Source organism: Salinicola sp. NYA28a, assembly GCF_976982775.1.
The window spans coordinates 86,960-112,414 of sequence record NZ_OZ334582.1 but is presented as its reverse complement, the minus strand read 5'-3'; the positions used below and the strand labels follow the sequence as shown (position 1 = coordinate 112,414).

Annotated in this window: 21 protein-coding genes; 11 read left to right on the top strand and 10 right to left on the bottom strand. The window is 62.6% G+C overall.

Going from position 1 to position 25,455, the window contains the following annotated elements:
- Positions 1–27: 27 nt before the first annotated feature.
- Genes ACWHY3_RS00505 through ACWHY3_RS00495 form a run of 3 tightly spaced genes read right to left on the bottom strand, consistent with a single transcriptional unit; the run spans position 28 to position 2,973 of the window.
- Positions 28–1,554 (bottom strand): tripartite tricarboxylate transporter permease, encoded by a 1,527-nt coding sequence (locus tag ACWHY3_RS00505; protein ID WP_071232366.1) that lies wholly within the window; start codon positions 1,552–1,554, stop codon positions 28–30.
- A gap of 1 nt (position 1,555) precedes the next feature.
- Positions 1,556–1,993 (bottom strand): tripartite tricarboxylate transporter TctB family protein, encoded by a 438-nt coding sequence (locus ACWHY3_RS00500; protein ID WP_322528469.1) that lies wholly within the window; start codon positions 1,991–1,993, stop codon positions 1,556–1,558.
- 50 nt (positions 1,994–2,043) lie between these two features.
- Positions 2,044–2,973, bottom strand: coding sequence for a Bug family tripartite tricarboxylate transporter substrate binding protein (locus tag ACWHY3_RS00495; RefSeq protein WP_332779418.1), 930 nt, complete (start codon positions 2,971–2,973; stop codon positions 2,044–2,046).
- A 676-nt stretch (positions 2,974–3,649) separates the two neighbouring features.
- Between ACWHY3_RS00495 and ACWHY3_RS00490 the strand changes: the two genes are divergently transcribed.
- Together ACWHY3_RS00490 and ACWHY3_RS00485 are read left to right on the top strand one after the other, a co-directional pair.
- The gene (locus ACWHY3_RS00490; RefSeq protein WP_087720279.1) at positions 3,650–4,633 is read left to right on the top strand and encodes a LacI family DNA-binding transcriptional regulator; all 984 of its coding nucleotides are present in this window, start codon (positions 3,650–3,652) and stop codon (positions 4,631–4,633) included.
- A gap of 216 nt (positions 4,634–4,849) precedes the next feature.
- Positions 4,850–6,985 (top strand): TonB-dependent siderophore receptor, encoded by a 2,136-nt coding sequence (locus tag ACWHY3_RS00485; RefSeq protein ID WP_087720280.1) that lies wholly within the window; start codon positions 4,850–4,852, stop codon positions 6,983–6,985.
- A 173-nt stretch (positions 6,986–7,158) separates the two neighbouring features.
- Here ACWHY3_RS00485 and treA read toward each other — a convergent pair whose 3' ends face one another.
- From treA to ACWHY3_RS00465, 4 genes are all read right to left on the bottom strand, one after another.
- The gene (gene treA / locus ACWHY3_RS00480) at positions 7,159–8,817 is read right to left on the bottom strand and encodes an alpha,alpha-trehalase TreA (RefSeq protein ID WP_179208944.1); all 1,659 of its coding nucleotides are present in this window, start codon (positions 8,815–8,817) and stop codon (positions 7,159–7,161) included.
- Between the two features lie 320 nt (positions 8,818–9,137).
- Entirely contained in the window at positions 9,138–10,400 is a 1,263-nt protein-coding gene (locus tag ACWHY3_RS00475; RefSeq protein WP_448127355.1) for a D-mannose isomerase, read from the bottom strand.
- A gap of 98 nt (positions 10,401–10,498) precedes the next feature.
- The gene (locus ACWHY3_RS00470; RefSeq protein WP_071232373.1) at positions 10,499–11,362 is read right to left on the bottom strand and encodes an SDR family oxidoreductase; all 864 of its coding nucleotides are present in this window, start codon (positions 11,360–11,362) and stop codon (positions 10,499–10,501) included.
- 338 nt (positions 11,363–11,700) lie between these two features.
- Entirely contained in the window at positions 11,701–12,396 is a 696-nt protein-coding gene (locus tag ACWHY3_RS00465) for a VIT1/CCC1 transporter family protein (RefSeq protein WP_087720284.1), read from the bottom strand.
- A 153-nt stretch (positions 12,397–12,549) separates the two neighbouring features.
- On the opposite strand from ACWHY3_RS00465, the gene ACWHY3_RS00460 reads away from it, so the two are divergent.
- Both ACWHY3_RS00460 and ACWHY3_RS00455 read left to right on the top strand, forming a co-directional pair.
- A complete protein-coding gene (locus ACWHY3_RS00460) occupies positions 12,550–13,227 on the top strand; it encodes a MalM family protein (RefSeq protein ID WP_087720285.1) in 678 nt (225 codons plus the stop codon).
- A gap of 192 nt (positions 13,228–13,419) precedes the next feature.
- Positions 13,420–13,959 carry a cytochrome b gene (locus tag ACWHY3_RS00455; RefSeq protein WP_087720286.1) on the top strand — a complete coding sequence of 180 codons (540 nt, stop codon included), beginning with the start codon at positions 13,420–13,422 and terminating at the stop codon, positions 13,957–13,959.
- A gap of 63 nt (positions 13,960–14,022) precedes the next feature.
- Here ACWHY3_RS00455 and ACWHY3_RS00450 read toward each other — a convergent pair whose 3' ends face one another.
- The 3 genes from ACWHY3_RS00450 to denD form a co-directional block, all read right to left on the bottom strand.
- On the bottom strand, positions 14,023–15,195 hold the full coding sequence (locus ACWHY3_RS00450; protein ID WP_303855882.1) for an L-rhamnonate dehydratase: 1,173 nt from the start codon (positions 15,193–15,195) through the stop codon (positions 14,023–14,025).
- Between the two features lie 81 nt (positions 15,196–15,276).
- Positions 15,277–16,653 carry a GntP family permease gene (locus ACWHY3_RS00445; protein ID WP_448127354.1) on the bottom strand — a complete coding sequence of 459 codons (1,377 nt, stop codon included), beginning with the start codon at positions 16,651–16,653 and terminating at the stop codon, positions 15,277–15,279.
- A 170-nt stretch (positions 16,654–16,823) separates the two neighbouring features.
- Positions 16,824–17,810 (bottom strand): D-erythronate dehydrogenase, encoded by a 987-nt coding sequence (gene denD, locus ACWHY3_RS00440; RefSeq protein WP_448127353.1) that lies wholly within the window; start codon positions 17,808–17,810, stop codon positions 16,824–16,826.
- Positions 17,811–18,017: 207 nt separating this feature from the next.
- Here denD and ACWHY3_RS00435 point away from each other — a divergent pair, with 207 nt between their 5' ends.
- The 7 genes from ACWHY3_RS00435 to ACWHY3_RS00405 all read left to right on the top strand — a co-directional run bounded on the left by ACWHY3_RS00435 (position 18,018) and on the right by ACWHY3_RS00405 (position 25,449).
- Complete coding sequence (locus tag ACWHY3_RS00435; RefSeq protein WP_448127352.1) at positions 18,018–18,812, top strand: FadR/GntR family transcriptional regulator; 795 nt, start codon at positions 18,018–18,020, stop codon at positions 18,810–18,812.
- Positions 18,809–19,783 (top strand): L-threonate dehydrogenase, encoded by a 975-nt coding sequence (gene ltnD, locus ACWHY3_RS00430; protein ID WP_448127351.1) that lies wholly within the window; start codon positions 18,809–18,811, stop codon positions 19,781–19,783. The genes ACWHY3_RS00435 and ltnD overlap by 4 nt, the downstream gene beginning before the upstream one ends.
- 3 nt (positions 19,784–19,786) lie before the next feature.
- Positions 19,787–21,112, top strand: coding sequence for a 3-oxo-tetronate kinase (gene otnK / locus ACWHY3_RS00425; protein WP_448127350.1), 1,326 nt, complete (start codon positions 19,787–19,789; stop codon positions 21,110–21,112).
- Positions 21,109–21,774, top strand: a complete 666-nt coding sequence (gene otnC, locus ACWHY3_RS00420) for a 3-oxo-tetronate 4-phosphate decarboxylase (protein ID WP_087720293.1) — start codon at positions 21,109–21,111, stop codon at positions 21,772–21,774. Before otnK ends, otnC begins: the two co-directional genes overlap by 4 nt.
- Before the next feature lie 52 nt (positions 21,775–21,826).
- Complete coding sequence (gene otnI / locus ACWHY3_RS00415; RefSeq protein ID WP_448127349.1) at positions 21,827–22,639, top strand: 2-oxo-tetronate isomerase; 813 nt, start codon at positions 21,827–21,829, stop codon at positions 22,637–22,639.
- Positions 22,640–22,951: 312 nt separating this feature from the next.
- Positions 22,952–24,208, top strand: coding sequence for a cytosine permease (codB, locus tag ACWHY3_RS00410; protein ID WP_448127348.1), 1,257 nt, complete (start codon positions 22,952–22,954; stop codon positions 24,206–24,208).
- Positions 24,208–25,449, top strand: coding sequence for a PucR family transcriptional regulator (locus ACWHY3_RS00405; RefSeq protein WP_448127347.1), 1,242 nt, complete (start codon positions 24,208–24,210; stop codon positions 25,447–25,449). The genes codB and ACWHY3_RS00405 overlap by 1 nt, the downstream gene beginning before the upstream one ends.
- The last annotated feature ends 6 nt before the right edge of the window (positions 25,450–25,455 follow it).

Sequence of the window (25,455 nt, the reverse complement as noted above, 5' to 3'; positions counted from 1 at the left end):
AGGAAGAAAAATCGAAGGTGTCGATGCTCATGCGCGGCTACTCGAAGGCGATACGGGCTCGCGTCGGGCTGCGATCTTCGCCCGCCAATCGAGCACGCCCGCCACCGTCGTCCAGACCAGGAACAGCCCGATCAACGCGAACAGCGTCGTGGCGATGCCGCTATGGGTGAAGAACGAGAAGAAGTCGCCGCGCGAGATCAGAAGCCCCCGGCGTAGCGAGCTTTCCAGCTCCGGCCCCAGCACCATGCCAATGACCAGCGGCGCCAGCGGATAACCGCCGCGTCGCAGCACGTAGGCGAGAATGCCGGTCAGCGCCGCGACCACCAGATCCAGCGGATTACCGCGCACCGACACCGCGCCGATGAAGCTGAACATCACGATGCCACCCATCACGAAGCCCAGCGGCAGCTTGAACAGGTAGCGGAACAGGCCGATGGAGGGTTTGCTGAGAACCAGCATGGCCACGTTGACGATGATCAGCACCACGAACAGCGCATAGACCGTCTGCGCCTGGTCGACCATCAGACGAACGCCCGGCGTAATGCCGTGGATCACCATCGCGCCCATCATCATCGCCGTGACCACATCGCCGGGAATGCCCAGCGCCAGGGTGGGGATGAAGGCGCTGCCGGTCACCGCGTTGTTGGAAGATTCCGAGGCGATGATGCCGTCGGGCTCGCCCTTGCCCAGATTGGCCCGCCGCGGCGACAGCTTCTGGGCCGCGGCATAGCTGATGAAGGCCGCTGCTGCCGCCCCGGTGCCCGGCAGCGCGCCGACGAAGCTGCCGATGAACGAACCCCGCACCAGTTCGATCAGACGGCGGCCGATCTCGCGCAGGTTCGGGAAGCGCAGCCGCGCCTCGGGAATGGTCGTCGCCTCTTCGTCTCGCGCCGAGAAACGCACGAAAACTTCCGACAGCGCGAAGGCCCCCACCACCACCGGGATCAGATCCAGCCCGGAGCTGAGCGCGTAGGTGCCGAAGGTGAAGCGGTCGGCGCCAGTGATCGGGTCACTGCCCACCGTCGAGAAGAAGAAGCCCATCATCCCGCAGACCAGCCCCTTGAGCAGGCTGCCGCGGGAAATCCCGACGATGCACAGCATCGCCAGACAGACCAGCGCGAACACCTCGATCGAGCCGAAATTGACGGCGAACTTCGCCAGCTGAGGGGCGCAGAAGATCAGCAGCACGCAAGAGAGCACGCCGCCGAAGAAGGAAGCAAAGGTGGCCCAGCCCAGCGCTTCGTCGACGCGGCCCTGCTGGGTCATCGGATAGCCATCGAAGGTGGTCGCCGCCGACTGCGGCGTGCCGGGGGTATTGATCAGAATCGCGGTGATCGAACCGCCATAGACCGAGCCGCAGTAGACGCCGATCAACAGCGCCATGCTGGTAATGACATCCATGCCGAAGGTGAACGGCAGAAAGATCGTCAACCCGACCACCGACCCCAGCCCGGGCAGGCCGCCAATGATGATGCCTGCCCAGGTGCCGATCACGATGGCGAGCAGCGCCTGCCAGGTGAAGGCATCGTTGATTGCCGCCAGAATCACATCCATCTCAGATCACTCCATTCGTGAGCAGCGCCGGCAACCGGATCATCAGCACGTGGTGAAACAGGAACCACAAACCGCCACCGATCACGATCGTGCCCAGCAGCAGCGGCAATGGCCGCCGGATACGAAACAGCCATAGCGTCAACGCCACCAACGGCAACGCCGGGATCAGAAAGCCGAGACTCGCCGTGGCAATCGCCGCGATCAATATCGCCGCCATCAACAGCGGCAGAGGCGTCAGCGTCACGCGTTTCACCGGGACGCGGCGGATCAACTCGCCGATCAGGATCGCCAGCGCCACTACGCACCAGATCGTCAGCACGATGCGGGGGACCAGCATGGCGCTTGCCGGCCCCTGCCACGCGGTGATCGAAAGACCGGCGCCAGCCAGCAACAGGGCCAGCGCGGTCAATACTCGAGGATGGATCAAGAATGCGAACATGGGACCGCGGCTCCTGAGAAATCGAGAGAACAAGAGGTCGAAAGAACGGGTTACGGCGTCAGGCCAGCGTCCTTGAGCACCTGCTTGTTGGCCGCGAAGCGCTTTTGCACGAACGCCTTGAACTCATCCGGTCCGAGATAGGCGATATCCGCCTTGGCCTTGTCGGCGAATGACTTGAACTTGTCCGATTCCACCGTCGCCTTGCACGCCTCGGCATACTGCTGAGTGCGCTCCTCGGAAATTCCCTTGGGCGCGACGACGCCCTGCCAGACGGCGAAGTCCATCTCCGCCAGGCCGAGTTCCTGCATCGTCGGCACGTCGGGATAACCCTCTACTCGGTTCTCTGCAAAGACCGCCAACGGGCGCAGGTCGTAGTTTTCGAGGATGGTCTCGGTATCGGCCATGATCTGAATCTCGTTGCCGGCAAGCGCATTCATCGCCGGGCCGGAACCGCTGTAGGGCACGTGCTCCGCCTTGAGATCGCTGTTGACCGTCAATGCCGCCATGGCCAGATGCGGCAACGTGCCGGGGCCGGAAGAGCCATACAGGAAGGGGTATTCCTGCGACTCCTCGACCAGTTGCTTGAACGACTCGATATCGGAAGACTTCGAGACCATCAGGAACATCGGGTTGGAAACGGTGCGGCAGATATAGGTGAAGCTGTCCGGGCCGTAGGGCAGCTTCTTCAGCGAGGGCTGGATCGACAGCGCACCGGCGGGTTCATAGCCGATGATGTTGGGATTGCCTTCGCTATTGGCGACCTCCGCCGTACCGACTGTTGCGCTGGCGCCGGCCACGTTACGTACCACCGAGGTGACACCCAACCGCTGCGAGAAGATCGGCTCGAAGCTGCGCGCGACGATGTCGGTGGCGCCACCCGCCGAGAACGGCACGATGATGTCCAGATGATCGGCGGCCATCGCCGAATGGGTTGCGCCAATCAGCGCAAGGGCGGCCAGCGAATAACGCAATGTTGTCATGGTTAGCTCCATTTTTCGTAGCGCTGCGAAAACGGCGGAAAACAGAACGCATGGCTGACGTCGTCAGACTTGTGTGCGCTCTTCCCGAGCTGATTCGAACTCTTGCTCTCGCCTAAGCCTTTGGGCGAATAACGGATGCCCGCCGAGATGGACTAGAATCGTAGCGCTACGATTTTGACCGGACAATCTTTGCCAATCGTCCATTCGTCGTAGCCTTAGACCAAAGGACAAGTAGCCGCGCCGACACGGCAGAGCGTCGCTTCAACCCGGACCGCAGCCGGCGAGAAAGACGAAACCTCAGCGTGGACTGGATACACTAGCTCTGTCTGAAAAGTCGGCGAGCGATAGCCAGACAAGGCGCAACGACTTTAGGGAGTAACAGCCGAAGGCTGACCCGAAGGGTGAGCGTAGCGAATCAAAATCGGCGAAAAAGGACCGGGCTGGCGTCCCAGTTTACGCGGAGTAAATGAGCATTTTGAGTCGATTTTTAACGCCGTATGGGTGAGCGCAGACATTTTTCAGACAAAGCGTAGCGAACGGCATCGACACGAAAGCACAAGACATTCATACGCTTATCAGCGAGACGCCGGGTGCGAGGACCGACACAACCCGGTGATCGCGAAGGAAGGGGCCAGAAACCGTGGCAAGAAGCAGACGCAGTTCACAGCGAGTGACCATGGGCGAAGTCGCCCAGTTGGCCAACGTTTCGCCGAGCACGGTATCGCTCTACCTGCGTCGTCCCGATGAGGTCTCCTCCCGGCGTGCCGAGAAGATCCAGTCGGCCATCGACCGGCTGGGCTATCTGCCGAATACCATGGCTGGCGGGCTGGCCTCGTCGCGCTCCAACGTGATCGGCGTGCTGGTGCCGACCATCACCAACTCGTTCTTCTCGGAAACGCTCGAGACGCTGGAGCGCCATCTGCGTAGCGCCGGTTATCAGCTGTTGATCGGCAATACCGAGTTCGACGACTCCCGGGAAGAGGAACTGATCCGGTCGATTCTGAGCTGGAACCCCGCCGGCCTGGTGCTGACCGGCTTTCTGCACAACCGCAAGTCGCTGTCGGTGCTCGCCAGCAACGACACGCCCATCGTCGAAATGTGGGATTACGGCCAGCCGGGGCTGGATATGATCGTGGGCTTTTCGCATCACACCTGTGGCCGCCTGGTGGCCGAACACATGTTGCGCCAGGGCCGGCGCCGAATGGCCTTCGTCAGCACCAACTTCCAGCGTGACGTGCGCGCCCGCGACCGCTATCACGGCTTTCGAGACGCGGTCGAAGCTGCCGGCGGCACCGTCGAGCTGCGCGAGCTGAGCGGACGCAGCCATGCCGAGGAGACCGGCCATCTGACCCAGGCACTGATGCAGGCCCACCCCGAGATAGAAGCCATCGGCTGCTCCAACGACATGGTGGCGCTTGGCGTACTGTGCGAATGCCAGCGCCAGGGCTGGGAGATCCCCGGCCGGCTCGCCCTCGCCGGCTTCGGCAACCTGGACTTCACCACCAGCACCGTCCCGCCGCTGACCACCGTCGAGCCACCGCGCCGGGAAATCGGCCAGCACACCGCCCGACTGCTGCTGTCACGCCTCAGGGGGGAACTGCCGGAAAGCGATAAACGGCTGGACCTGGGGGTGAGGCTGGTGGAGCGGGAGAGCGCATGACGATCCGGGGTGTGAGGCAACATAGTGGATCGACGCCTTACGCGGCAGTGGCTGCGCAAGATTCTACAGCATCGCATAGCCAATCATGAACGCGAATGAAATTGAGAAGAATTATCATTATTGACTGATAGGTGTGTCCTCCGGATAATCCTCGAGCCCGCCATAAAAAAACCGCGGGTATATAAGAAGAGATCATTCACTTTCGGGGACACCACGATGAGCGGTCGCAATCGCACGATCGTGAGCCGCGAGAAACCGTCATGGTGTCATCACACCACCACGGCGATTCTCTGCGGTTCAGCACTATTCACCATTCCCGCGCTCGGAAACGCGCAGCAGACAGGGAGCGACGATGGGGCGTACCGCCTATCTCCCGTTATCGTCAACGCTCAGGCAGCGCCTGACGACGACGCCGATACCGTCGTAGCGCGGGAGCTTTGGGTAGGCGGGAAGGTCGCTACCAGCATTCAGGACACGCCCGCTTCCGTCTCGGTGATTACCCAGAAAGAGATCGAGCAGCGCGACGCCCAGACTACCGAGGAGGTTCTGCAATACACCCCCGGGGTCATCACTGACTATTACGGTACCGATGACCGCAACGACTATTTCCAGATTCGCGGCTTTCAGGCCACGACCTATCGCGACGGGATGACGCTGGGCTCCATGCGTGGCGTGCGTGAAGATCCATACGCCTACGAGCGCATCGAGGTGCTGCGCGGCTCGAACTCGACGCTGTTCGGCCCCGCCGACCCGGGCGGATCGGTCAACTTCGTCAGCAAGCGACCACGATTCGAGCGCTTCGGCAACGGCTTTCTCTCCTACGGATCGTTCGATCACAAGGAAGCCGGCATCGATGTCGGCGATGTCCTGGACTCAGGCCAGACACTGGCCTATCGCTTCACCGGAAAGATTCAGGACAGCGACCGAGAGTACGATCACTCGAAGGATAACAGTGGTCTTTTGATGGGCGGCCTGACGTGGGAACCGACGGATCAAACCACGGCAACGCTGATCGTCGACTATCTCAACCGAGACGACACGCCCAATAGCGGCGGCTATCCGCTCGACCGAGAGTATGACCGCGACGACTTCTTCGGCGAGCCCGGCTTCAACGATCAAGACGTCGATCGCACTAGCATCACCGGCCAGCTGCGCCACGACTTCGAAAACGGCCTGACGCTGAGCACGAACCTGCGTTATAGCGATCTCAAGGATGACTTTCAGTACGTCTATATTAACGATGTCGCTGCGCGCACCAGCACGGTGGTGAACCGAGACTATTTCGGTACCGATACCGAAGCTCACGAGTTCATCGGCAATACCATCCTGCAGTACGATGCCAGCTTCGGCGAGATCGACAGCAGCACCCTCGGTGGTATTGAGTACCGCGACGCCTCGACTGATAGCCAGTCGATCTACGGGAATGCGGAACCCATCGATATCACCAACCCGGTTTATAGTGGCGGTCCCGAAGACCTGACGCCCTACCGGTACGAAAACCAGGATTACCAGACTCGTTCGGTCTTCCTGACGCAGAATCTCTCTTTCTATGATCGCTTCGTGGTCAGCGCCGGCGTACGCAACGACTCGATGGATCTCTCGAGCGAGGGGGAATCCTACGGCGCCGCTTTCGACGACAGCGACGATTTCTCGGAGACCACCGTGCGTGGCGCACTGACCTATATCGTCAACGACGAACTCTCCACTTACGTCAGCTACGTAGAGTCGGTCGCACCGCCCACCATTGGCGTCACACCGGAGCGCGGCAAACAGCAGGAGATCGGCCTGAAATACTCGCCCGACGGGATGAACGCCCAGTTTTCTGCGGCGATCTACAACCTGGAAAGAGACGACGTGACCATCGCCGTAGTGCAGGACAATGGCGCCATCGACCAGCAAACCATCGGAACGTCCCGGGCGCGCGGTCTCGATCTCGAGGCCAAAGCCGAGCTGACCGATAATCTGAGCATCGTCGGCGGTTACTCCTATCTGGATACGGAGGTCGAAGAGGGCACGCTGCGTGATGGCACCTCGATCAAGGGCAACGATTTCGCCATCGCTCCGAAACACACCGCCATGCTCTGGGGTTACTACACGCTGCCGGGCGAGAAGATGAGCGTCGGTCTGGGCGCCCGCTATACCGATGGCTACTACTTCGACGCCGCCAATACCTCGAAGAGCGATTCGGCAACGCTGTTCGACGCCGCCTTCGACTATCGGATCGTCCAGAACACCGACTTCACGATCAACGTCAGCAATATCTTCGACGAGCAGCACGTCGTCGGCTCCGGCACGGCCAACTACTACAACCCGGGCCGCGAGATTCGGGCGAAAGTCAGCTACCACTGGTAACGCCAACGATAGCGTTTTAACGTCCTCGAGCGGTCGAGATCGCTCGGGGGAGTGCTTGTAGCTTTGCCGTATACGTCGCCTTCGGATTTCCAGTTACAGCGACGCTGCCGAGCGTGCTGACACACAAAACGGCCGGACCTTGTGGCCCGGCCGTCTTCAATGGCGAGACTTGGCTACTGGCTGGCTTGCGACGGATAGCGGTGCATCAGATCCAGCAGGACGCCGTTGGTCCAGCCGAACCCGTCGACGACATCATATTCACCGCCGCCGCCCACGGCGGGGTCGACCACGTCGTATTTTTCGACCAGCTTGCCGGTCTGTTGGTAGACCGCGCGATTGGTTTCGATCCAGCGCCGGGCGATGGTTTCGGCCAGGTCGTCGTGTCCGTAGCGGTCGAGACCGGAAACCGCCAGCCACTGCAGCGGCGCCCAGCCATTGGGCGCATCCCACTGTTCGCCGGTGTTATGCGTGGTGGTGACCATGCCCCCGGCGCGCAGCAGCTCGCGCCGCACCGTCTCGGCCGTGGCATCGGCCTTGGCCGGATCGGCGACGCCAAACGCCAGCGGATAGACCATGGCCGCTGAAATGGCATCGGTCAGATGCCCCTGCCGCCAGTCGTAATCGGTGTAGTAGCCCCCGTCAGGTTGCCAGAAGACCCGGTTGATCGCGCTTCGACGTTGTTCGGCCAGCGCCTCGAAGCGTGCCGCCTGGGCATCATCGCCCTCGACCCGCCATGCATGCGCCAGGGTGCGTTCGAGCTGGTACAGCAGCGCGTTGAGATCCACCGGCAGGATATCGCGGGTCTCGATGGTGGTCTGGTGCTGGCCATCGGCCATCCAGCGCGAGCTGAAGTCCCAGCCACTTTCGGCAGCGGCTCGTAGATGGCCGTACAGTTCGGGAGCCGGCCGGTCGCTACGCGCGGCCAGCTCGCGTTCGGCGGCGTAGGCTTCCGGCCGGGGCCAGTTCTCGCTTCCGTGATAGCGATTGAGCAAGGTGCCGTCGGCCAGTTGAACCACGTGCTCACGTACCTCGCCGGGGCCGATTTCATCGGCGCCGCGCATCCAATAGTCGTGTTCCCGCATCAATTCGGGCAGATAGCGGCGATAGACGGCTTCTCCGTCATGCTCCGCCAGCAGCGCTACCATCGGAGCGAAGAACGGCGGCTGGCTACGCGTCAGAAAATAGGTCCGCGTACCGTTGGGCACGAACCCGTAGGTGTCGATCAGCCAGGCGAAGTTGTCGACCATGTCGCGCACCAGGTCGAAGCGGTCGCTGCGCGCCAGGCCCAACATGGTGAAGTAGCTGTCCCAATAGAACATCTCATTGAAGCGCCCGCCCGGCACCACGTAGGGCTCGGGCAACGAGACCAGACTGCTCCAGGGGCCTTCGTCGGTATCCGCTGGGTCCCGTGTCAGATAGGGCCACAGGTTGACGATGTGGGTCTCGATCGAGGTATCGGCCGCCTCGCTAAGGCGCGTTTCGTTCTCCGGACGCGGATCGAAGTTGGCATCGACGAAGGCTTGCAACCGGGCCTTGTCGATTTCCCCTTCCTGCTGCTGCAGCCGTTCGAAGTCGGCCACGATAGCCGCGGGGTCGCGCTTGGGCAACAGATCGACCACCGACTTCCCATCCGGATAGAGCTGCGCCATGGCGACGGCCTTCATCACCGGCCCCCAGGTACGTTCCGGGGACTGCCTGGCGGTCTTGGCAGGCGCCTCTTGCACCGGTTCCCGCTCGATGCCCTGCGTGCCGCAGCCGCCCAGCAGCAGCGCTGTCAGCAGTAACGTGGTCCACCCCAGCCTCATCTGCCGATAATTCCCAAGCCATTCCATTGTCGTTCTCTTCACGGCCATGTGTCGGAAGTCAGTGTCGGAAGTCATAGCTAGCCAGACTTCAGCGACGAAGCCCATGCCGCTTTCGAGGTATGAAATGACATCCGGTCCCGGCTTCGTACGAAAAGTCGGCGAGCGAAGGCGAGACAAAGGCAAAAACCAACGAGAAAGCGAAGTTTACGTGTTGTAAATGAGCATTTTGAGGCGGTTTTAACGCCGTATTGTCGAGCGCAGGCAATTTTCGTACAACGCATAGGAAAACGCCCCGATCATGGATCAAGGCGCTTCAGAGAGCGGAGATTCGAATGTCCGCCCAGGGGTTACAACGCTCCGTCGGCGATGGCTCTGGCCATCGTCGGCGATAGCGGCAGTCGCGGCAGCAGCGTTGCCTGATAGGCGTGATAGAGATCCGACTTGCCGCTCCAGATTTCGCTGGAGGGGTTGTTGTAGCGGTCGAGTTCCTGCCACCAGCTGCCCCGTTCGCGATCGATCAGAAAACGATCGATGTAATCCCAGAAACGGCGATACCAGGTTTCGTAGGTTGCGTCGCCGGTACGCTTGAGCAGCGCCGCGGCCGTGGCGGCGGCTTCGGCCAGCGTCCAGTGCATGCGCTCGTGAACCACCGGCTGGTTTTTCCAGTCGTGAGTGTAAATGAGCCCTGGCTCGCCATCGACGTTCCACGCCAGCTCGGTCGCGCTATGGAACAGCCCCTGCGCATCCTCCAGCAGCCAGCCCGGCGCCGCTTCGCCATGGCGCAGCAGCCCGCCTTCGAGATGCAACATCAGCCGCGCCCATTCGAAGGCGTGACCAGGCGTAGCGCCGTAAGGTCGGAACTGATCCTTGGGCGTTTCCTGGTTGTAGTCGCGCCATTCGTTCCACTCGCTGTCGAAGTGCTCGACGACACGATAGTCGTTGGGCCTGGCGTGGGCGTGAATGATCCTGTCGACGATGGAGAGCGCCCGCGCCCGCCACTTCGTCTCGTCGAGAACGTCGGCGAGTTGCAGGAAGGCCTCGGTCGAGTGCATGTTGCTGTTGCCGCCGCGATACGCCTCGTCTTCGCGCCAGTCGCGGGAAAACCCCTCGCGCATGCGCCCTTCGTCTTCGGACCAGAACCGGGTTTCGATCACGTCGATGATATCGTCCAGCAGCGGCTTGGCGTCTTCGTTGCCGGCTTGCCAGGCGCTGGCCGCCGCCAGCGCGACGAAGGCGTGAATGTAGGCTTGCTTGGTCTGCGTTTCGCCCGCCTTGGGCCGTTCGCCATACCAGCCGCCGTGCTCATCGTCGTGCAACCCACCTCTCAATGCCGCGACGCCGTGTGCCACCAGCGGTGCCATGCCGGGCTCGCCACGCATGGCGGCCAGCGCGAAACAGTGCGTCATGCGGGCAGTGATCATGGTGTCGGGGTTGGCATCCGCCGGCAGTCGTCCGTCTTCGTCCAGCGCCGCAAAACCGCACTCGGCATGGCGCGAGGCACGATAGAACGCCAGCAGGCGCTGGCCTTCGCACTCCAGCCAGTGATGATGCGCCGGCCGATCCAGCCAGCTGTCCTGACGTGGCGGCAGATTGTGAGTCGTACCTGGCATGTTCGGGGCCTCCTTTTGCCCGAGAATTGCTGTTGGTGCTCGAAGACCCTGGGCGATTCCCGAGCAGGGCTCCATGACTTCGATCTTTGGGTGACCGATCAACCGTTGACGATCATGCCGCCGTTGGGGTGTAGCGTCTGGCCGCTGATGAAGGACGCGTCCAGCGATGCCAGAAAGACATAGCACGGCCCCAGCTCGGACGGCTGCGCGGCCCGCCCCATCGGCGTGTCGGAACCGAAATCTTCCAGCATCTGCGGATCGTGGGCACCCAGGGTGGCGGGTTGCAGCGGCGTCCACACCGGGCCGGGCGCCACCGCATTGACCCGAATGCCGCGCGCCACTACCTGATTGGAGAGCGAACGGGTGAAGCTGATGATCGCGCCCTTGGTGGCGGTGTAGTCGACCAGGAAATCGGGCCCGATATACGCATTGACCGAAGCGGTGTTGATGATCGAATCATCTTCTCCCAGGTACGGCAATGCCGCCTTGGTCAAATAGAACATGCCGTGAATGTTGGTGGCGAAGGTCTGTTCCCACTGGTCATCGTCGAGCTCGGTAAGATCGGTGCACACCTGCTGGGTGCCGGCGTTGTTGACCAGAATGTTGAGCCCGCCGAAGGTGTCGACGACCTGCTGAAGCGCCGAGCGACAGAACGCAGCGTCGCGAATGTCACCGGCAATCGACAGGCAGCGCCGCCCTTCCGCCTCGATCAGCCGCTGCGTCTCTCGGGCGTCCTCGTCCTCGCTGAGATACATGATCGCGACGTCGGCACCCTCGCGAGCAAAGTGGATCGCCGCGGAGCGGCCGATGCCGCTGTCGGCGCCGGTCACCAGGGCGATCTTGCCCTCCAGCTTGCCGCTGCCGCGATAGCCCGGCCGGATGAACTCCGCCGGTGGCTGCATCAAGCCTTCCTTGCCGGGTAGCGACTGCTGTTGCGCATGGATTTCGGTCTTCTTGACCATATTGGCCGCTCCTTGGCTTCGGGTTGGATACACTGACTGAATCGAGTCATCCGCGATGCAGAGCGAACGCCAGAGCGCTTGCCCATGAGCGTAGCTTTGCTACGCGACGCTATCGGTCTTAGGCTTTGTCTGAAAACTGCCTGCGCTCGGCCATACGGCGTTAAAAATCGGCTCAAAGTACTCATTTACACCGCGTAAACTGGTACGCCAGCCCGGTCCGTTTTCACCGATTTTTGCCTTGTCTGACCTTCGCTCGACGACTTTTCAGACAAAACCTAGTCGAGCGCTGTTCTCTCGACAAGCCGAGCGCGATCGGAACGGGCCGAACGCGAAGCCGATCAGGTGCCGACAACACCGAACACCCAACCGACCCCGGCCGTGGCGGCCATGGCCAGCACACCCCACACGACCACTCGGACGACAGCGACCCGCACGCGCGAACCGCCCACTTTGGCCGACAGGATCCCCAGCAGGCCGAGTGCCAGTAGCGAACCGATGGCGACGACCAGCGCGATCCCCTGACGAGGCGCCAGCAGCGAGGCGACGATCGGCAGCGCGGCACCGGCGAGAAAGGTCAGCGCCGAGGCCACCGCCGCTTGTAGAGGCCGCGCTTCGTTGACATGGCTGAAACCGAGTTCATCACGCGCATGGGCCGCCAGCGCGTCGTGGTGCATCAGCTTTTCTGCGACCTCCTGCGCAAGCGCAGAGGAGAGGCCCCGCGCTTCGTAGATATCCGCCAGTTCACGGGTTTCAAACTCATAGTTGGCAGCCAGCTCGCGACGTTCGCGCGCCAGGTCGGCGCGTTCGGTATCCTTCTGCGAGCTGACCGAGACGTACTCGCCCGCGGCCATCGACATCGCTCCGGCTACCGCCCCGGCCGCCCCGGCGGTCAGCACGCCAGCCAGCGTCGCGCCCGCCGTCGCCATGCCGATGACCAGGCTGGCGGTGGAAACGATGCCGTCGTTGGCGCCCAGCACCGCCGCTCGCAGCCAGCCCACACGATCCGAGTAGTGACGCTCCTTGGGTATGGACATCCCTGACCCCTGCCCCGGCTCCCATTTCATGACGCCTCCTACGCTTGCAGACCCAGTGCAGCCTGGTGCTTGTCGTCTTTCTCTCCTCTCATCCTAGGCTAACCCGATGGGGACCGGAGAGGTTGTCTCTGGCGATGATGTGTCTTTTTGCTGATGCGACATGCCGCAATACACTCTCTCGATGCATCGCCCCGATGTCGATATGTCTCGTCAAAGAACCGTTCAACGCCATACGGCATGAAACTTCTCACTCCGAACTGGCGCGATGCACTATGCCGCAACGTCACCTTTCGAAAATACGATTTCAACACTAGGAAGTTCCCTCCTATCACAGCCCGTCGTGGCTTTTCCACTGCCCGGCTCGACGGTCAGTTCAGCGTGACGCCCGGCCCGAACGCCCAATATCTTGTCATCTACTCGAGCGAAGCGGATCGTCAGGCTTCGACCACCTACGAGTCCGAAGAAAAAGCGTATGCCCGGGTAAGAGGGCTCTCCGAACCCGCCGGCCCCGATCCGCGCGCCGTGCATACCGCCACCGGCGAAGTGACGCTCGAAATCGTCTCGCTGACCGGTAGCACCGGCATGACCTCAATGATTGGCGATACGCCAGTCCCGATACCCGAGGCTGCCGGCCCTCGCCCGCAAGCCGCCACCCCGGCACCCGCTCCGGAGCCCACCACAGCGGACTTCGATTACCGCCGAATGATCGATGCCGCGCTCAAGGCCGGCGATGTCGAACTCGCGCTGGATCTTGCCGAACGCGCCGAACGCAGCGGGCACCCCGGTACCCGGGCCTGGCTGGCCGATCGGCTGCAAGCCAAGACGCCCTGAGTCATCCTGGGTTTCCGGACTCGCGACGCCCGGCGACGAGACAGCCTCTTTCTTACCATCGTGACCCTTGCCATTGCGACCCTTACCATCGTGACGCGGCCAACGCGTCACGATGGCGAGCCTGGCTTAAGTCAATCCTAAGCCGATGCTGCCTAGGATGGGGCTGACTCGTTCACTCAAGGATCACCCAACGTGAACCACTCGTTGCCCAACCGTTATTCGGCCAAGGCCCGCCACTTTCACTGGACCCTTGCCGCACTGATCGCCCTGGCTTACGCGCTCATCCTGTCGACGGATATCTTTCCGCGAAGCACCGGCATACCGGCCTTTCTGCTGCAGAGCCATTTCTGGACCGGTATCGTCGTGCTGCTGCTGGCGATTCCCCGCTTGATCGAACGCCTGCGACAGCCGCCACCCCCGGTGTCGCCGCCACTTCATCCCCGGCTCGAGCTGGCGTCACGCATTACCCACTGGGCGCTCTACGCGTTTCTGTTCGCGCAGCCGCTGCTGGGCATCATGACGGTCTGGCTGAGCAATGGCACGATTCCGGTTCCCGGTACGTCGCTGGCGGTGCCGTCGCCGTTCGGCGTGACGCCGCATCTCGGCCACTCGCTGGAGTCGATCCACAAGACGCTGGGAACGGCGTTCTACTACGTGATCGGGCTGCATATCGCCGCGGTGTTGTGGCACCAGTTCGTCCGCCGAGACGACCTGCTCAAGCGCATGTGGTGAAGCGATCCAAGCGGATAGGATGAAATTCAGGCGGCGCGAAGAGACTCGCGCCGCCGAAGGCGCTCACTCGACGATGTGGAATCCATCCAGGTGGCGCTCATTGAGCGAGAGTCCCAGCCCCGGCACGTCGTCGGCGAGATCGAGATGGCCGTCGATCGGTTCCGGGTCGCCTTCGAACAGGTAGTAGAAGAGTTCGTTGCCGATCTCGACGTCATGCACCGGGAAGAACTCCGACATCGGCGACGCCAGTGACGACATCGTTAGATGGTAGTTGTGCATCTGCCCCGCGTGCGGAATCACCGGCACCTCGAACGCTTCGGCCATGGCGTTGATCTTGCGCGCCACAGTGATGCCGCCGACGCGGTTGGTGTCGTACTGGATCACCGAGACCGCACGTTTCTCCAGCAACTGGCGAAAGCCGTGGACGGTGAACTCGTGCTCCCCACCGGAGATCGGCATCGGCGCGATGCGATTGAGCTCGGCGTAGCCGTCGATATCGTCGGCGATCACCGGCTCCTCCAGCCAGCGCAGCTCGAACGGCGCCAGCCTGGGCAGCATCCGGCGGGCGTAGTCGAGGTTCCAGCCCATGTAGCAGTCGGCCATCAGGTCGATGTCCTCGCCGATCACCTCGCGCACCGCGGCCACGCTCTTCACATTCTCGCGCATGCCTTTCGGCCCGTCCTTGGGTCCATAGCCGAAGCGCATCTTCATCGCCTGGAAACCCTGATCGAGATAGCGCTGTGCCTCCGCCTGCATAACGTCGAGATCGTCGTGATAGAGCTTGGAGGCGTAGCAGGGAATGCGTTCCTTGGTGCGCCCGCCGAGGAGCTTGAACACCGGCTTGCCAAGCGCCTTGCCCATCAGATCCCAGATCGCGATATCGACCCCGGAGATCGCCGCCATGCCGATGCCGCGCCGCCCCCAGGCCAGCGTGGCGCGATACATGCGCTGCCACAGGTACTCGTAGTCGAACGGATCCTGGCCCACGACCAGTGCCGCCAGGTGCTGGTCGACGATGGTCTTGGCGACCCTAGGTGCCAGCGCCACGTTGCCGAGACCGACGAGACCGCTGTCGGTCTCGATCTCGATCACCGTCCAGCCGTGGAAGCGGAAGCTCTGCATGGCATCGCCGCGATCCCACAGCGCATCCATGGCGTTGGTACAGAAATGCGCCTTGGGCGGCACCGTCTCGCCTTTCCACTCGAACACGCGGGCGCGGACTCGGGTGATTTTCATGTCTGGACTCCCGTTCGTTGATGGATGTCGTTGGCGTTCTGATCTCGATTCGCCGTGTGACTCTCAATCTATCGTCGTCTCTCAACCCACGACCGCATTGGCGATCAGCAGCGCGACCAGGCCGGTGGCCCAGCCCAGCGTGGTCGGCACCGACAGCACCAGCAGCTGATGCTTGGCGGTCTTGACCCCCAGCAGCCGGTTGACCACCCAGAAGTAGCTGTCGTTGAAGTAGCTGAAGAAGAGCCCGCCGAGACACGCCGCCTGAGCCGCCAGCACCATGTTGACGTCCGGCATCGAGGCCAGGATCGGCGCTGAGATCGAGGCGCCGGTGATCATCGACACCGTGCCGCTGCCCTGCACGAAGCGCACCAGCGTGGCGATGAGGAACGGGATCAGCACCGCCGGCAGCGCCAGCCCGGCAATGCTTTCGCCGATGTAGTCGCCCGCACCGCTGGCCCTCAGCACGGCACCCAGCGCACCCCCGGCACCGGTGACCAGCAGAATGATACCGGCGCTTTCGACGCCTTTTTCCAGGTGCGCCAGCACCTGATCCTTCGGCATCTTCGGCACCAGGCCATAGACCGCCACCAGCACGCCGATGCCGACCGCAATCACCGGATGGCCGACGAACTGGACGATCTGCACGAAGAGCCCCGGCGAGTCGCTGTCGCCCACCACCGCGGTGACCAGCGTATTGAAGAAGATCAGCAAGATCGGCAAGGCGATCGGCATGACCGACATCCGCAGCGAGGGCAGTTCGCTCTCGGCCAACTGCTCGCGCATCGGGTCCTCGTCGTCGTCGCGCTTCAGCGATCCCGGCACGTCGCGTTCGATCATCGCCTCGATGCGCGGCCCCATGAAGCGGGCGTAGAGCACCATCACGATCAGCGCCGGCGCGGTGAAGACCAGGCCCCAGGCGATCATCAGGCCGATATCGACACCGAAGATCCCCGCTACGCCCAGCGGGCCCGGCGTCGGCGGCACCGCGCTGTGGGTGACCGCCAGCCCGGAGGCGAGCGCGATGCCCAGCGTCAGGATCGAGCGCCCGCTATTGCGTGCCAGCGCCCGCACCAGCGGATTGAGGATGACGTAGGCCGAATCGCAGAAGATCGGGATCGAGACGATATATCCGGTCAGCGCCATGGCCCAGTCCTCACGCTCCTTGCCCAGCAGCTTGAGGATCGAGTAGGCCATGCGCTGGCCGGCGCCGGAGACTTCCAGAATCCGCCCCATCATCACGCCGAAGCCGATGACCAGACCGATGGTGGAGAGCGTCGTGCCGAAACCGGTGGTAATGGCACCGATCACCGCATTGGGTGGCATGCCGCCGATCAGGCCGGCGATCGACGCGGCAATGACCAGGGCAAGCAGCGCGTGAACGCGGGTTTTCAGCACCAGCGCGATCATCACGAAGATAGCGATACCCAGGCCGATGATGAAAGGGCCTGGTCTACCCATTTTCACGGCCGTGGGGAATGGGCACACCAGGCCCCATGGTCCAGCGACAGATTCTGTCATGGCGTGAACTCCTTGCGGGCTTTGTGAATGTTGTTGCCTGTCGTTGTTCAAGGATCGGACCGTCCGGCGCGTTTCCCGCGCCTTTCGGGTCGTAAAAGCAGTGGTAGACGTCAGCTCGTGAGTTCATCCTCCCGGTAGGCGTGAATGATGGCGTCGAAATCGGCATCGGCCTGGAATCCCAACGCCAGCGGCCGCGCGGCATCCAGCCCGCCCGGCCAGCTGGCGACGATGGCATCGATGGCGGCATCGGGTTCGAATCGCACCAGTTGGCGGGCCGACGGGCCGGCCACACGCTCCAGCGCATCGAGCATCTCGTTCACCGTGACCGTGATGCCGGGCAGGTTGAGCGTGCGCCAATCGCCCAACGCCTCTCCATCGATCGACAGCGCATGAACCAGGTTGGCGACGACCGCCCGTGGCGAGGAGAGCCACAGCGGCAGCTCCCCCGCCACCGGGCAGACCGCTTCGATGCCGGAGAGCGGCTCGCGAATGATCGAGCTGGCGAACGACGAGGCCGCCTGATTGGGTTTGCCCGGACGCACCACGATGGTCGGCAAGCGACAGACGCGGCCATCGACGAAGCCGCGCCGACTGTAGTCGTTGATCAGCAGTTCCCCCATCGCCTTCTGTGCGCCGTAGGAAGAACGCGGCTGCGGCCCGATCGCCTCAGGCACCGGCTGCGATCGACTTTGAGAGAGCCCCGGCCCGAACACCGCCAGCGAGCTGGCGAACAGGAACCGCAGCCGCTTCGAATGTGCCCGGCACGCTTCCAGCAGCGTTCGCGTGGCATCCAGGTTGACCCGCATGCCGAGATCGAAATCCGCCTCGGCCTGCGAGCTCACCACCGCCGCCAGATGGCAGACGGCACCGGTATCCTCGGCCAGCGCCTCCTCGATCAGCGCAGACTTGATGAAACCGGAATCGGCGATATCGCCGGTCAGCGATTCGACACGGTCGTCGGCCACCGGGCACGGCGCCAGATCAATCGACGTCACCCGCGTGACGGCCTGGCCTTCGAGCACGGTCTCTTCCGACAACAACTTCTGGATCAGTCTCGCGCCGAGAAAACCGGCGCCTCCGGTCACGATCACATGCATGGCATTTCTCTCCTCTGATCTCGCCTTCATCCATCGAATGGCACTGAATTGACGAAAGGCGAATTGCGCTGACGTTTGCGATTTACCATCTTGTCTGACAAATTCAGTCGACAGGCAATATCGCCATTGGTCGGAGAACGTCCCCGCAAGCCGTCATGGCGGCACCGACGAGTCCGCGACTACGACGAACGCATGAGGAATACCGCATTGAGAGAAGACACGAGGCAGCCGTCGCGCGGCCCGCAGCTTTCCGAACAGGTGGCCCAGCGCTTGAGCGACGCGATACAGGCTGGCGAATGGGGTCGCGGGGCGCGCCTGCCCACCGAAGCGGCACTGGGCGAGCGCTTCGGCATCAGCCGCTCCGTGGTGCGCGAGGCGATCTCGATGCTGCGCAACGGCGGCCTGGTGACTTCGCGACGGGGCAGCGGCAGTTTCGTCGCCGAAGCACCGACGGTATCGCTACGACTGGCGATTCCCGATCCCGGCCTGCAGTCGGTGGCCGAGGTGCTGGAGCTGCGCCGGCCGCTGGAAGTGGAAGCGGCACGGCTCGCCGCCGAACGGCGCACGCCCTCTCAGCTACGGCGGATTCGCAACGCCATGGTGGATATCGATGAAGCGGTCGAGGCGGGGCTTTCCGGCGTCGATCAGGATCTCGCCTTTCACCGCGCGATCGCCGAAGCGGCCAACAACACCCACTTCACCGCCGTGCTCGACTTCTACAACCGTTTTCTGCACCAGGCGATCCGCGTGACGCGGACCAACGAATCGCTGCGCGAGACCTTCATGCAGCAGGTGGTCGCGGAGCATCAGGCCATTCTCGATGCCATTGCCGCGGGCGACGCCGATGCCGCTGCCCGCGCCGCCGCCATTCATCTGGAACACGCCGAAACAAGGCTGCGCCAGGCGCCCCCCGATCTGCTCAAGAGCATGCTCGAGCGGGTGGAAGCGCAGGCCGGATCGCCTTCGGCATCGACGGAACGGACGGGAGAGGACTCACGATGAGTACGACACAACGACCCCGCGTCGGGGTCATCGGGCTGGGCTCGATGGGGATGGGCATGGCCACATCGCTGGTGCGCGCCGGCTTCGAGACCTGGGGCTGCGATCTGCGCGAGGAAGCACGAGCGAGCTTTGCCGGTGCCGGCGGCCATGCCGTGGCGACGCCGGCGGAGATGGCTGCCGAGGTCGAGATCGTGCTGACCGTGGTGGTCAACGCCGAACAGACCCGCGCGGTGCTGTTCGGCGATAACGGCCTGCTACCGGGACTGAAGCCGGGCAGCGTGGTGATCTCCTGCGCGACCTGCGCGCCGGATGCCGTGCAGGCGCTGGGGGCCGATCTCGCCGCCCATGACGTTCATCTGCTCGATGCGCCGATCTCGGGCGGCTCGGTCAAGGCGGCCGCGGGCCAGCTGACGATCATGGCCTCCGGCCCCGCGGCGCTGTTCGAGCGCGCCGGCGACGTGCTCGACGCCCTCGCCGCCAAGGTCTTCCGGCTGGGCGACGCGCTGGGACAGGGCTCGCAGGTCAAGCTCGTCAACCAGCTGCTGGCTGGAGTGCATATCGCCGCCGCCGCCGAGGCGATGGCCTACGGCATTCGCGGCGGATGCGATCCGCAGACCCTGTATGACGTGATCACCCAGAGCGCCGGCAACTCGTGGATGTTCGAGAACCGCGTGCCCCACATCCTGGCCGGTGATTACACGCCGCATTCGGCGGTGGACATCTTCGTCAAGGATCTCGGCATCGTCCACGACACCGCCCACCGCGACAAATTCCCGCTGCCGCTCACCGCGCAGGCGCTCAACCAGTTCACCCTGGCCTCCGCCCAGGGGCTGGGCCGCGAGGACGATTCGGCAGTGATCAAGGTCTACCCTGGAATCACGCTCCCCGGCACGGCCGCCAACGATGCCGGTTTCGGCAACGGCGCGGGTTCCGATCTCGACGGTGGCCCCAACGATCACGGAGGTGCTTGAACGATGGCGAATTCTCTTTCGACAGCGGACGAACGGCCCCGCGCCAGACCGATCCTCGGCTGCATCGCCGACGACTTCACCGGCGCCACCGATCTCGCCAGCCAGCTGGTCAGCGCCGGCATGCGCACGCTGCAGACCATCGGGATCCCTGACGCACCGCTGGAAGCGGGCGTGGATGCCGTGGTCGTGGCGCTGAAATCGCGCACCATTCCCGCCAGCGAGGCCATCAAGCAGTCGATCCAGGCGCTCGACTGGCTGCGGGAACAGGGCTGCGAGCAGTTCTACTTCAAATACTGTTCGACCTTCGATTCGACACCGGCCGGCAATATCGGCCCGGTCACCGAGGCGCTGATGGACGCCCTGGGCACCGATTTCACCGTCGCCTGCCCGGCGCTGCCGGCCAACCGTCGCAGCGTGTTCAACGGCTACCTGTTCGCCAACGGCGTTCTGCTCAACGAGAGCGGCATGCAGGATCACCCGCTGACGCCGATGACCGATGCCAACCTGGTCCGCGTGCTCGGCGCGCAGACGACGCGGGAGATCGGGCTGATCGACTACGCCACGCTGCGCCAGGGCGACGCCGCGGTGACCGCGCGTATCGAGGCGTTGAAAGCCGACGGTATCGGTATCGCGATCTGCGACGCCATCGATAACGAGGACCTGTTCGTGTTGGCCCGCGCCTGCCGTGACCTGCCGCTGGTGACGGCGGGTTCCGGTCTGGCGCTGGGGTTGCCGGCCAATGTCGCCGATCGTCTCAATCACCGGCAGGACGCCGCCCGCCTCGAGCCGATCGCCGGTCGCGAGGCGGTATTGAGCGGCAGTTGCTCGCGGGCCACGCTGGCCCAGATCGACCATGCCAAGCAGCACATGCCGAGTTTTCACCTCGATGCCCAGGCGCTGCACGATGACTACGCAAGTGTCGTCGACGCGGCACTCGCCTGTGCCGAAGCCCATTTCCAGGCACACGCCGACGACGACGGCGGCCCGGTGCTGATCTATGCCAGCGCCGCGCCGGAGGAGGTGCGTCAGGCCCAACAGCGGCTCGGCGTGCAGGAAGCCGGCGAACTGGTCGAGCGGGCGCTGGCCGACATCGCCAGCGAGCTGGTCAGCCGCCTCGGCGTGCGCCGTCTGCTGGTCGCCGGTGGCGAGACGTCCGGCGCCGTGGTCAGCGCGCTCGGCGTTCAGGGGCTGCGGATCGGCGAAAGCATCGATCCCGGCGTGCCGTGGACGACCACCCTGGGGACCGAAGCACCGCTGGCGCTGGCGCTCAAGTCCGGCAACTTCGGCGCCACCGATTTCATGACCAAAGCCTGGAAACTGATGCCATGACCGCGATCCATACTTCGACCTCCTCGACCGAAAGCCGCCTGCGCGAAGAGATCGCCGAGATCGGCCGTTCCTTCCGCAATCTGGGCATGGCGCCGGGCACCTCCGGCAATATCAGCGCCAAGCTCGACGATGGCTGGCTGATGACGCCGACCAACGCCAGCCTCGGCGCCCTGGACCCGGCGGAAATTTCCAAGCTCGACTGGGACGGCAACCTGCTCGCCGGCAAGCCGCCGACCAAGGAGTCGTTCCTGCACCGGGCCTTCTATGAGCAGCGCCCGGATACCGGCGGCATTATCCATCTCCACGCGACGCACTCGGCGGCGGTGTCGTGTCTCAACGGGCTCGATGAACACTCCTGCCTGCCGCCGATCACGCCCTACTTCGTGATGCGGGTCGGCCGTCTACCGCTGGTGCCCTACTATCGGCCCGGCGATGCGGCGCTGGGCGAGGCGGTGCGCCACTACGCTGCCGACCATGCCGCCGTGCTGCTCGCCAATCACGGCCCGGTGGTAGCGGGCAAGACGCTGGAAGCCGCGCGCAACGCCATCGAAGAGCTGGAGGAGACCGCCAAGCTCTATCTGCTGCTGCGCCACCACGACGTGCGCACGCTGAACGAGAAGGAAATCGACGAGCTGCGCGACGCCTTCGGCGCCCAGTGGTAAGCGCGCATTCGTCTGTCCACACCCGTCAACCGGATCACCGAGGAATCAGGCCATGCCGCGTTTCGCCGCCAATATCAGCATGATGTTCAACGAAGTCCCGTTCATGGAGCGCTTTGCCAGAGCCGCCGCGAATGGCTTCACCGGGGTCGAGTTCCTGTTCCCGTATGACTTCGAACCCGAAGCGATCGCCGCCGAACTGAAGCGCCACGGGCTCGAACAGGTGCTGTTCAACCTGCCACCCGGCGACTGGGCTGCCGGCGAGCGCGGCCTGGCCGCCCTCCCCGGCCGTGAAGCGGAGTTCCGGGACAGCGTCGATACCGCCATTCGCTACGCCAAGGCGTTGAACTGCCCGCGTCTGCACGTCATGGCCGGGCTGGTAGAAGAGTCGACATCCGGGACTGTCCCGGACAATGTTTCCCGTGAAACATTGTCCAGTAACTACCAGATTTATCTGGAGAATCTGCGCTTCGCCGCGCGAAAGCTCGCCGAGCACGATCTGACGCTGCTGATCGAACCGATCAATACTCGCGACATGCCGGGCTACTTTCTCAATCATCAGGCCGAAGGACATGCGATCCTCGCCGAGCTGAATGAGCCCAACGTCAAGGTGCAGATGGACTTCTACCATACCCAGATCATGGATGGAGATATCTGGAAGACCTACGAGCGCTACCGCGATGGCGTGGGCCACATCCAGATCGCTGGCGTGCCCGAACGGCACGAACCGGATGCCGGCGAGGTCAATTATCCGTGGCTATTCGCCCAGCTCGATCAGGCCGGCTACGACGGCTGGCTGGGCTGCGAATACAAGCCCCGCGGCGAAACGGAAGCCGGGCTCGGCTGGTACCGCGCCTACCGGATGTGACCGCCGATCATTCTTCGATCAGCCGGATGCCATCCTCTTCGATGACGATCCGGCGCCATGAAGATCTTTTTTGCGGCAGATAACGTGCACCTTAACGGTGCTCTGCGTATTCAGCTGGTGCAAAAAACATCTGACAACGATATGCCTCGGTCTTCACCGGACTACTGCTTTGTGCATAGTGCACATATGATGCTTCGCTTCGTCTAACACTTTTCACAATGGTGCCAGTGCTTTTCCAGAATCATCGGATGTGGCATGGCCCTTGCTCTTCTTTCCGCAGCAGGACCTCGAATCCTCAACGCGGAGACAGCCATGGAACATTCAGACTACCCATTGAGTGAAGTACCCCAGGACAGTCGCAAAGGGCTACTTTCGACGTCGGTCGTTCTACTCGGGTTCACCTTCTTCACCTCGACCATGTGGGCAGGTGGCACATTGGGACAGGCATTCTCCTTCAACGAACTGATAGGCGTCATCCTCATCGGCAACCTGCTCCTCGGAGGGTACGCAGCCACCCTGGCCTATATTGCATGCAAGAGCGGGCTCAACTCGGTGTTGATGGACCGCTTCTGCTTCGGCGAGCTGGGCAGCAAACTGGCCGACTTTGTCCTCGGTTTCACCCAGATCGGCTGGTACGCCTGGGGCACCGCGACAATTGCCCTTGTACTGGTGAAAACCACAGGCTTGCCGGAAGCGTTCCAGACTCCGCTGATGATCCTGTTCGGCTTCGCTTTCTGCCTGACCGCTCTGGTGGGTTACCGGGGTCTGGACCTGCTATCGCGTTTCGCGGTACCAGCAATGCTGTTGTTCATCTTGATTAGCCTCTACAAGGGGTTGGTCGACATCGGAGGCCTCACCGGACTGATCTCCCAGTCACCTACGGTCAACATGAGCGCGACGGCGGCGATTACCGTAGTCATCGGCACCTTCGTCAGTGGGGGCACCCAAGCCACTAACTGGAGCCGTTTCGCGACCACACCGAAAGTCGCGGTCATTGCAACGCTGGCAGCGTTTTTCGTAGGCAATGGGTTGATGATTCTAACCGGCGCGCTCGGTTCGCTGATCTATCAGCAAGCAGATATCGTCGATGTAATGCTGGCCCAGGGATTTGTAGTGCTGGCAGTGCTGATGCTGTTTTTGAACATCTGGACCACGCAGGACAACACGATCTACAACTTCGCCGTCGCGGGCTGCAACCTGCTGCGTACTGACAAGCGACGTCTGGTAACCGTCGGGGGAGCGGCTATCGGTACAGTACTGGCGGTCGGTGGAATGTATAACTTTCTTATTCCTTTCCTCGTACTGCTTGGCACCTTCATACCGCCGATCGGCGGGGTCATCATGACCGATTTTTGGCTCAAGCATAGAGGCAACTATCCAGCGCTCGACAGCGTCCGCCTTCCTTCCTTCAACTGGCGCGGTCTGGGCGCCTACGCCATTGGATCTACAGCCGCTTACTTCTCGCCTCTGCTGCCACCGGTCGTTGGAGTACTGGCCGCTACGATCGGCTATGCAGTGTTGCTTCAGCTATCGTTCGGTACAACCTCGGTGCGCCCGGTGAAGAGCTGATGACGATCTGTTGTACCGACATCTCACGTCTTCCCGGGCTCGAGAGTATTCGCTGGCGCGGCGGTGTAAGGGGCGGAAATCGCATCATCCGCTGGCCCTATATCGCCGAGAACGACACGCTCTCTCCTTGGGTCCGTGGCGGCGAACTGGTGTTCGTCACCGGTATCAATCGGCCACGTAGTGAGCACAATCTGAAGCAGCTCATACTAGAGGGAATCGAGCACCAAGTGGCTGGATTGGTGATCCTTACCGGCCCTGACTTCATACGCCAGATCCCCGGCAGCGTCGTGAACCTGGCCAACGAGCTGGGTTTACCCCTGTTCGAACAACCTTATGCGTTGAAAATGGTCGTTGTCACCGAAACGATCAGCAACGCTATCGTCCAGGACAATCTTCTTGGTCAATCGACGAAACTGTTCCTTACTCGTCTCATCAATGGTTTCGCAGACACGCCGGAACTGATTCAGTTGAGGGCCAGCGAACTTGGACTTGATGAGCACAAACCCTATGCACTGATCGCCATCCGGCTGGCGGAATCTCGGCAGCCGTCGAGTCGTGACGCTGCAGACTCGCCGCCAGCTGATGTCCACCAGCGCCTTCAGCTCGAGCAACACCTCAACAAGCTTCTGAAGCGCCGTGGGAACGCGTGGCCCGTACTCGAACATGAGCAGGACTTTCTTATTTTGTGGCCAACCCCTGCCCCGCTGGCAGCTGGACTGGCAGACGAGTTGGAGCAGGCACTTGGCTTTCTTCACACCCTGCAGCCGGAATGGCAATTGTATGCCGGTGTCAGTGATCTGCAATCCAGCCTCGGCAGTCTGTCGAACGCCGTCGAGCAGGCACGGCAGGCCGTACAATTCGCGACATTACATCGTCATCAACCCCTGTTCTTCTACGAAAGACTAGGCATTGCACGGCTGTTTGCCGCGATTCCTCAGCGCGGCCTGCTGTCGCAATTCTGCGAGCAACACTTGGGGACGCTCTGCTTCGCACGTGACAACGAATCCGTGGCACTCAAAAACACGCTGACGCATTACCTCAATCATTTCGGCAATCAGCAGCAGGCCGCGGTCTCGCTCGGCATTCATCGTAATACGCTACGCCACCGACTCACCCGTATCGAACACCTGTCGGGTCACTCGCTAGGCGACCCCTACTCGCGCCTCAATCTGCAAAACGCGCTTCTGATCGAACAAATTCTGTTCCAGAACCACAGCATCACGCCATCTTCCGAACCCTGAAAGGTC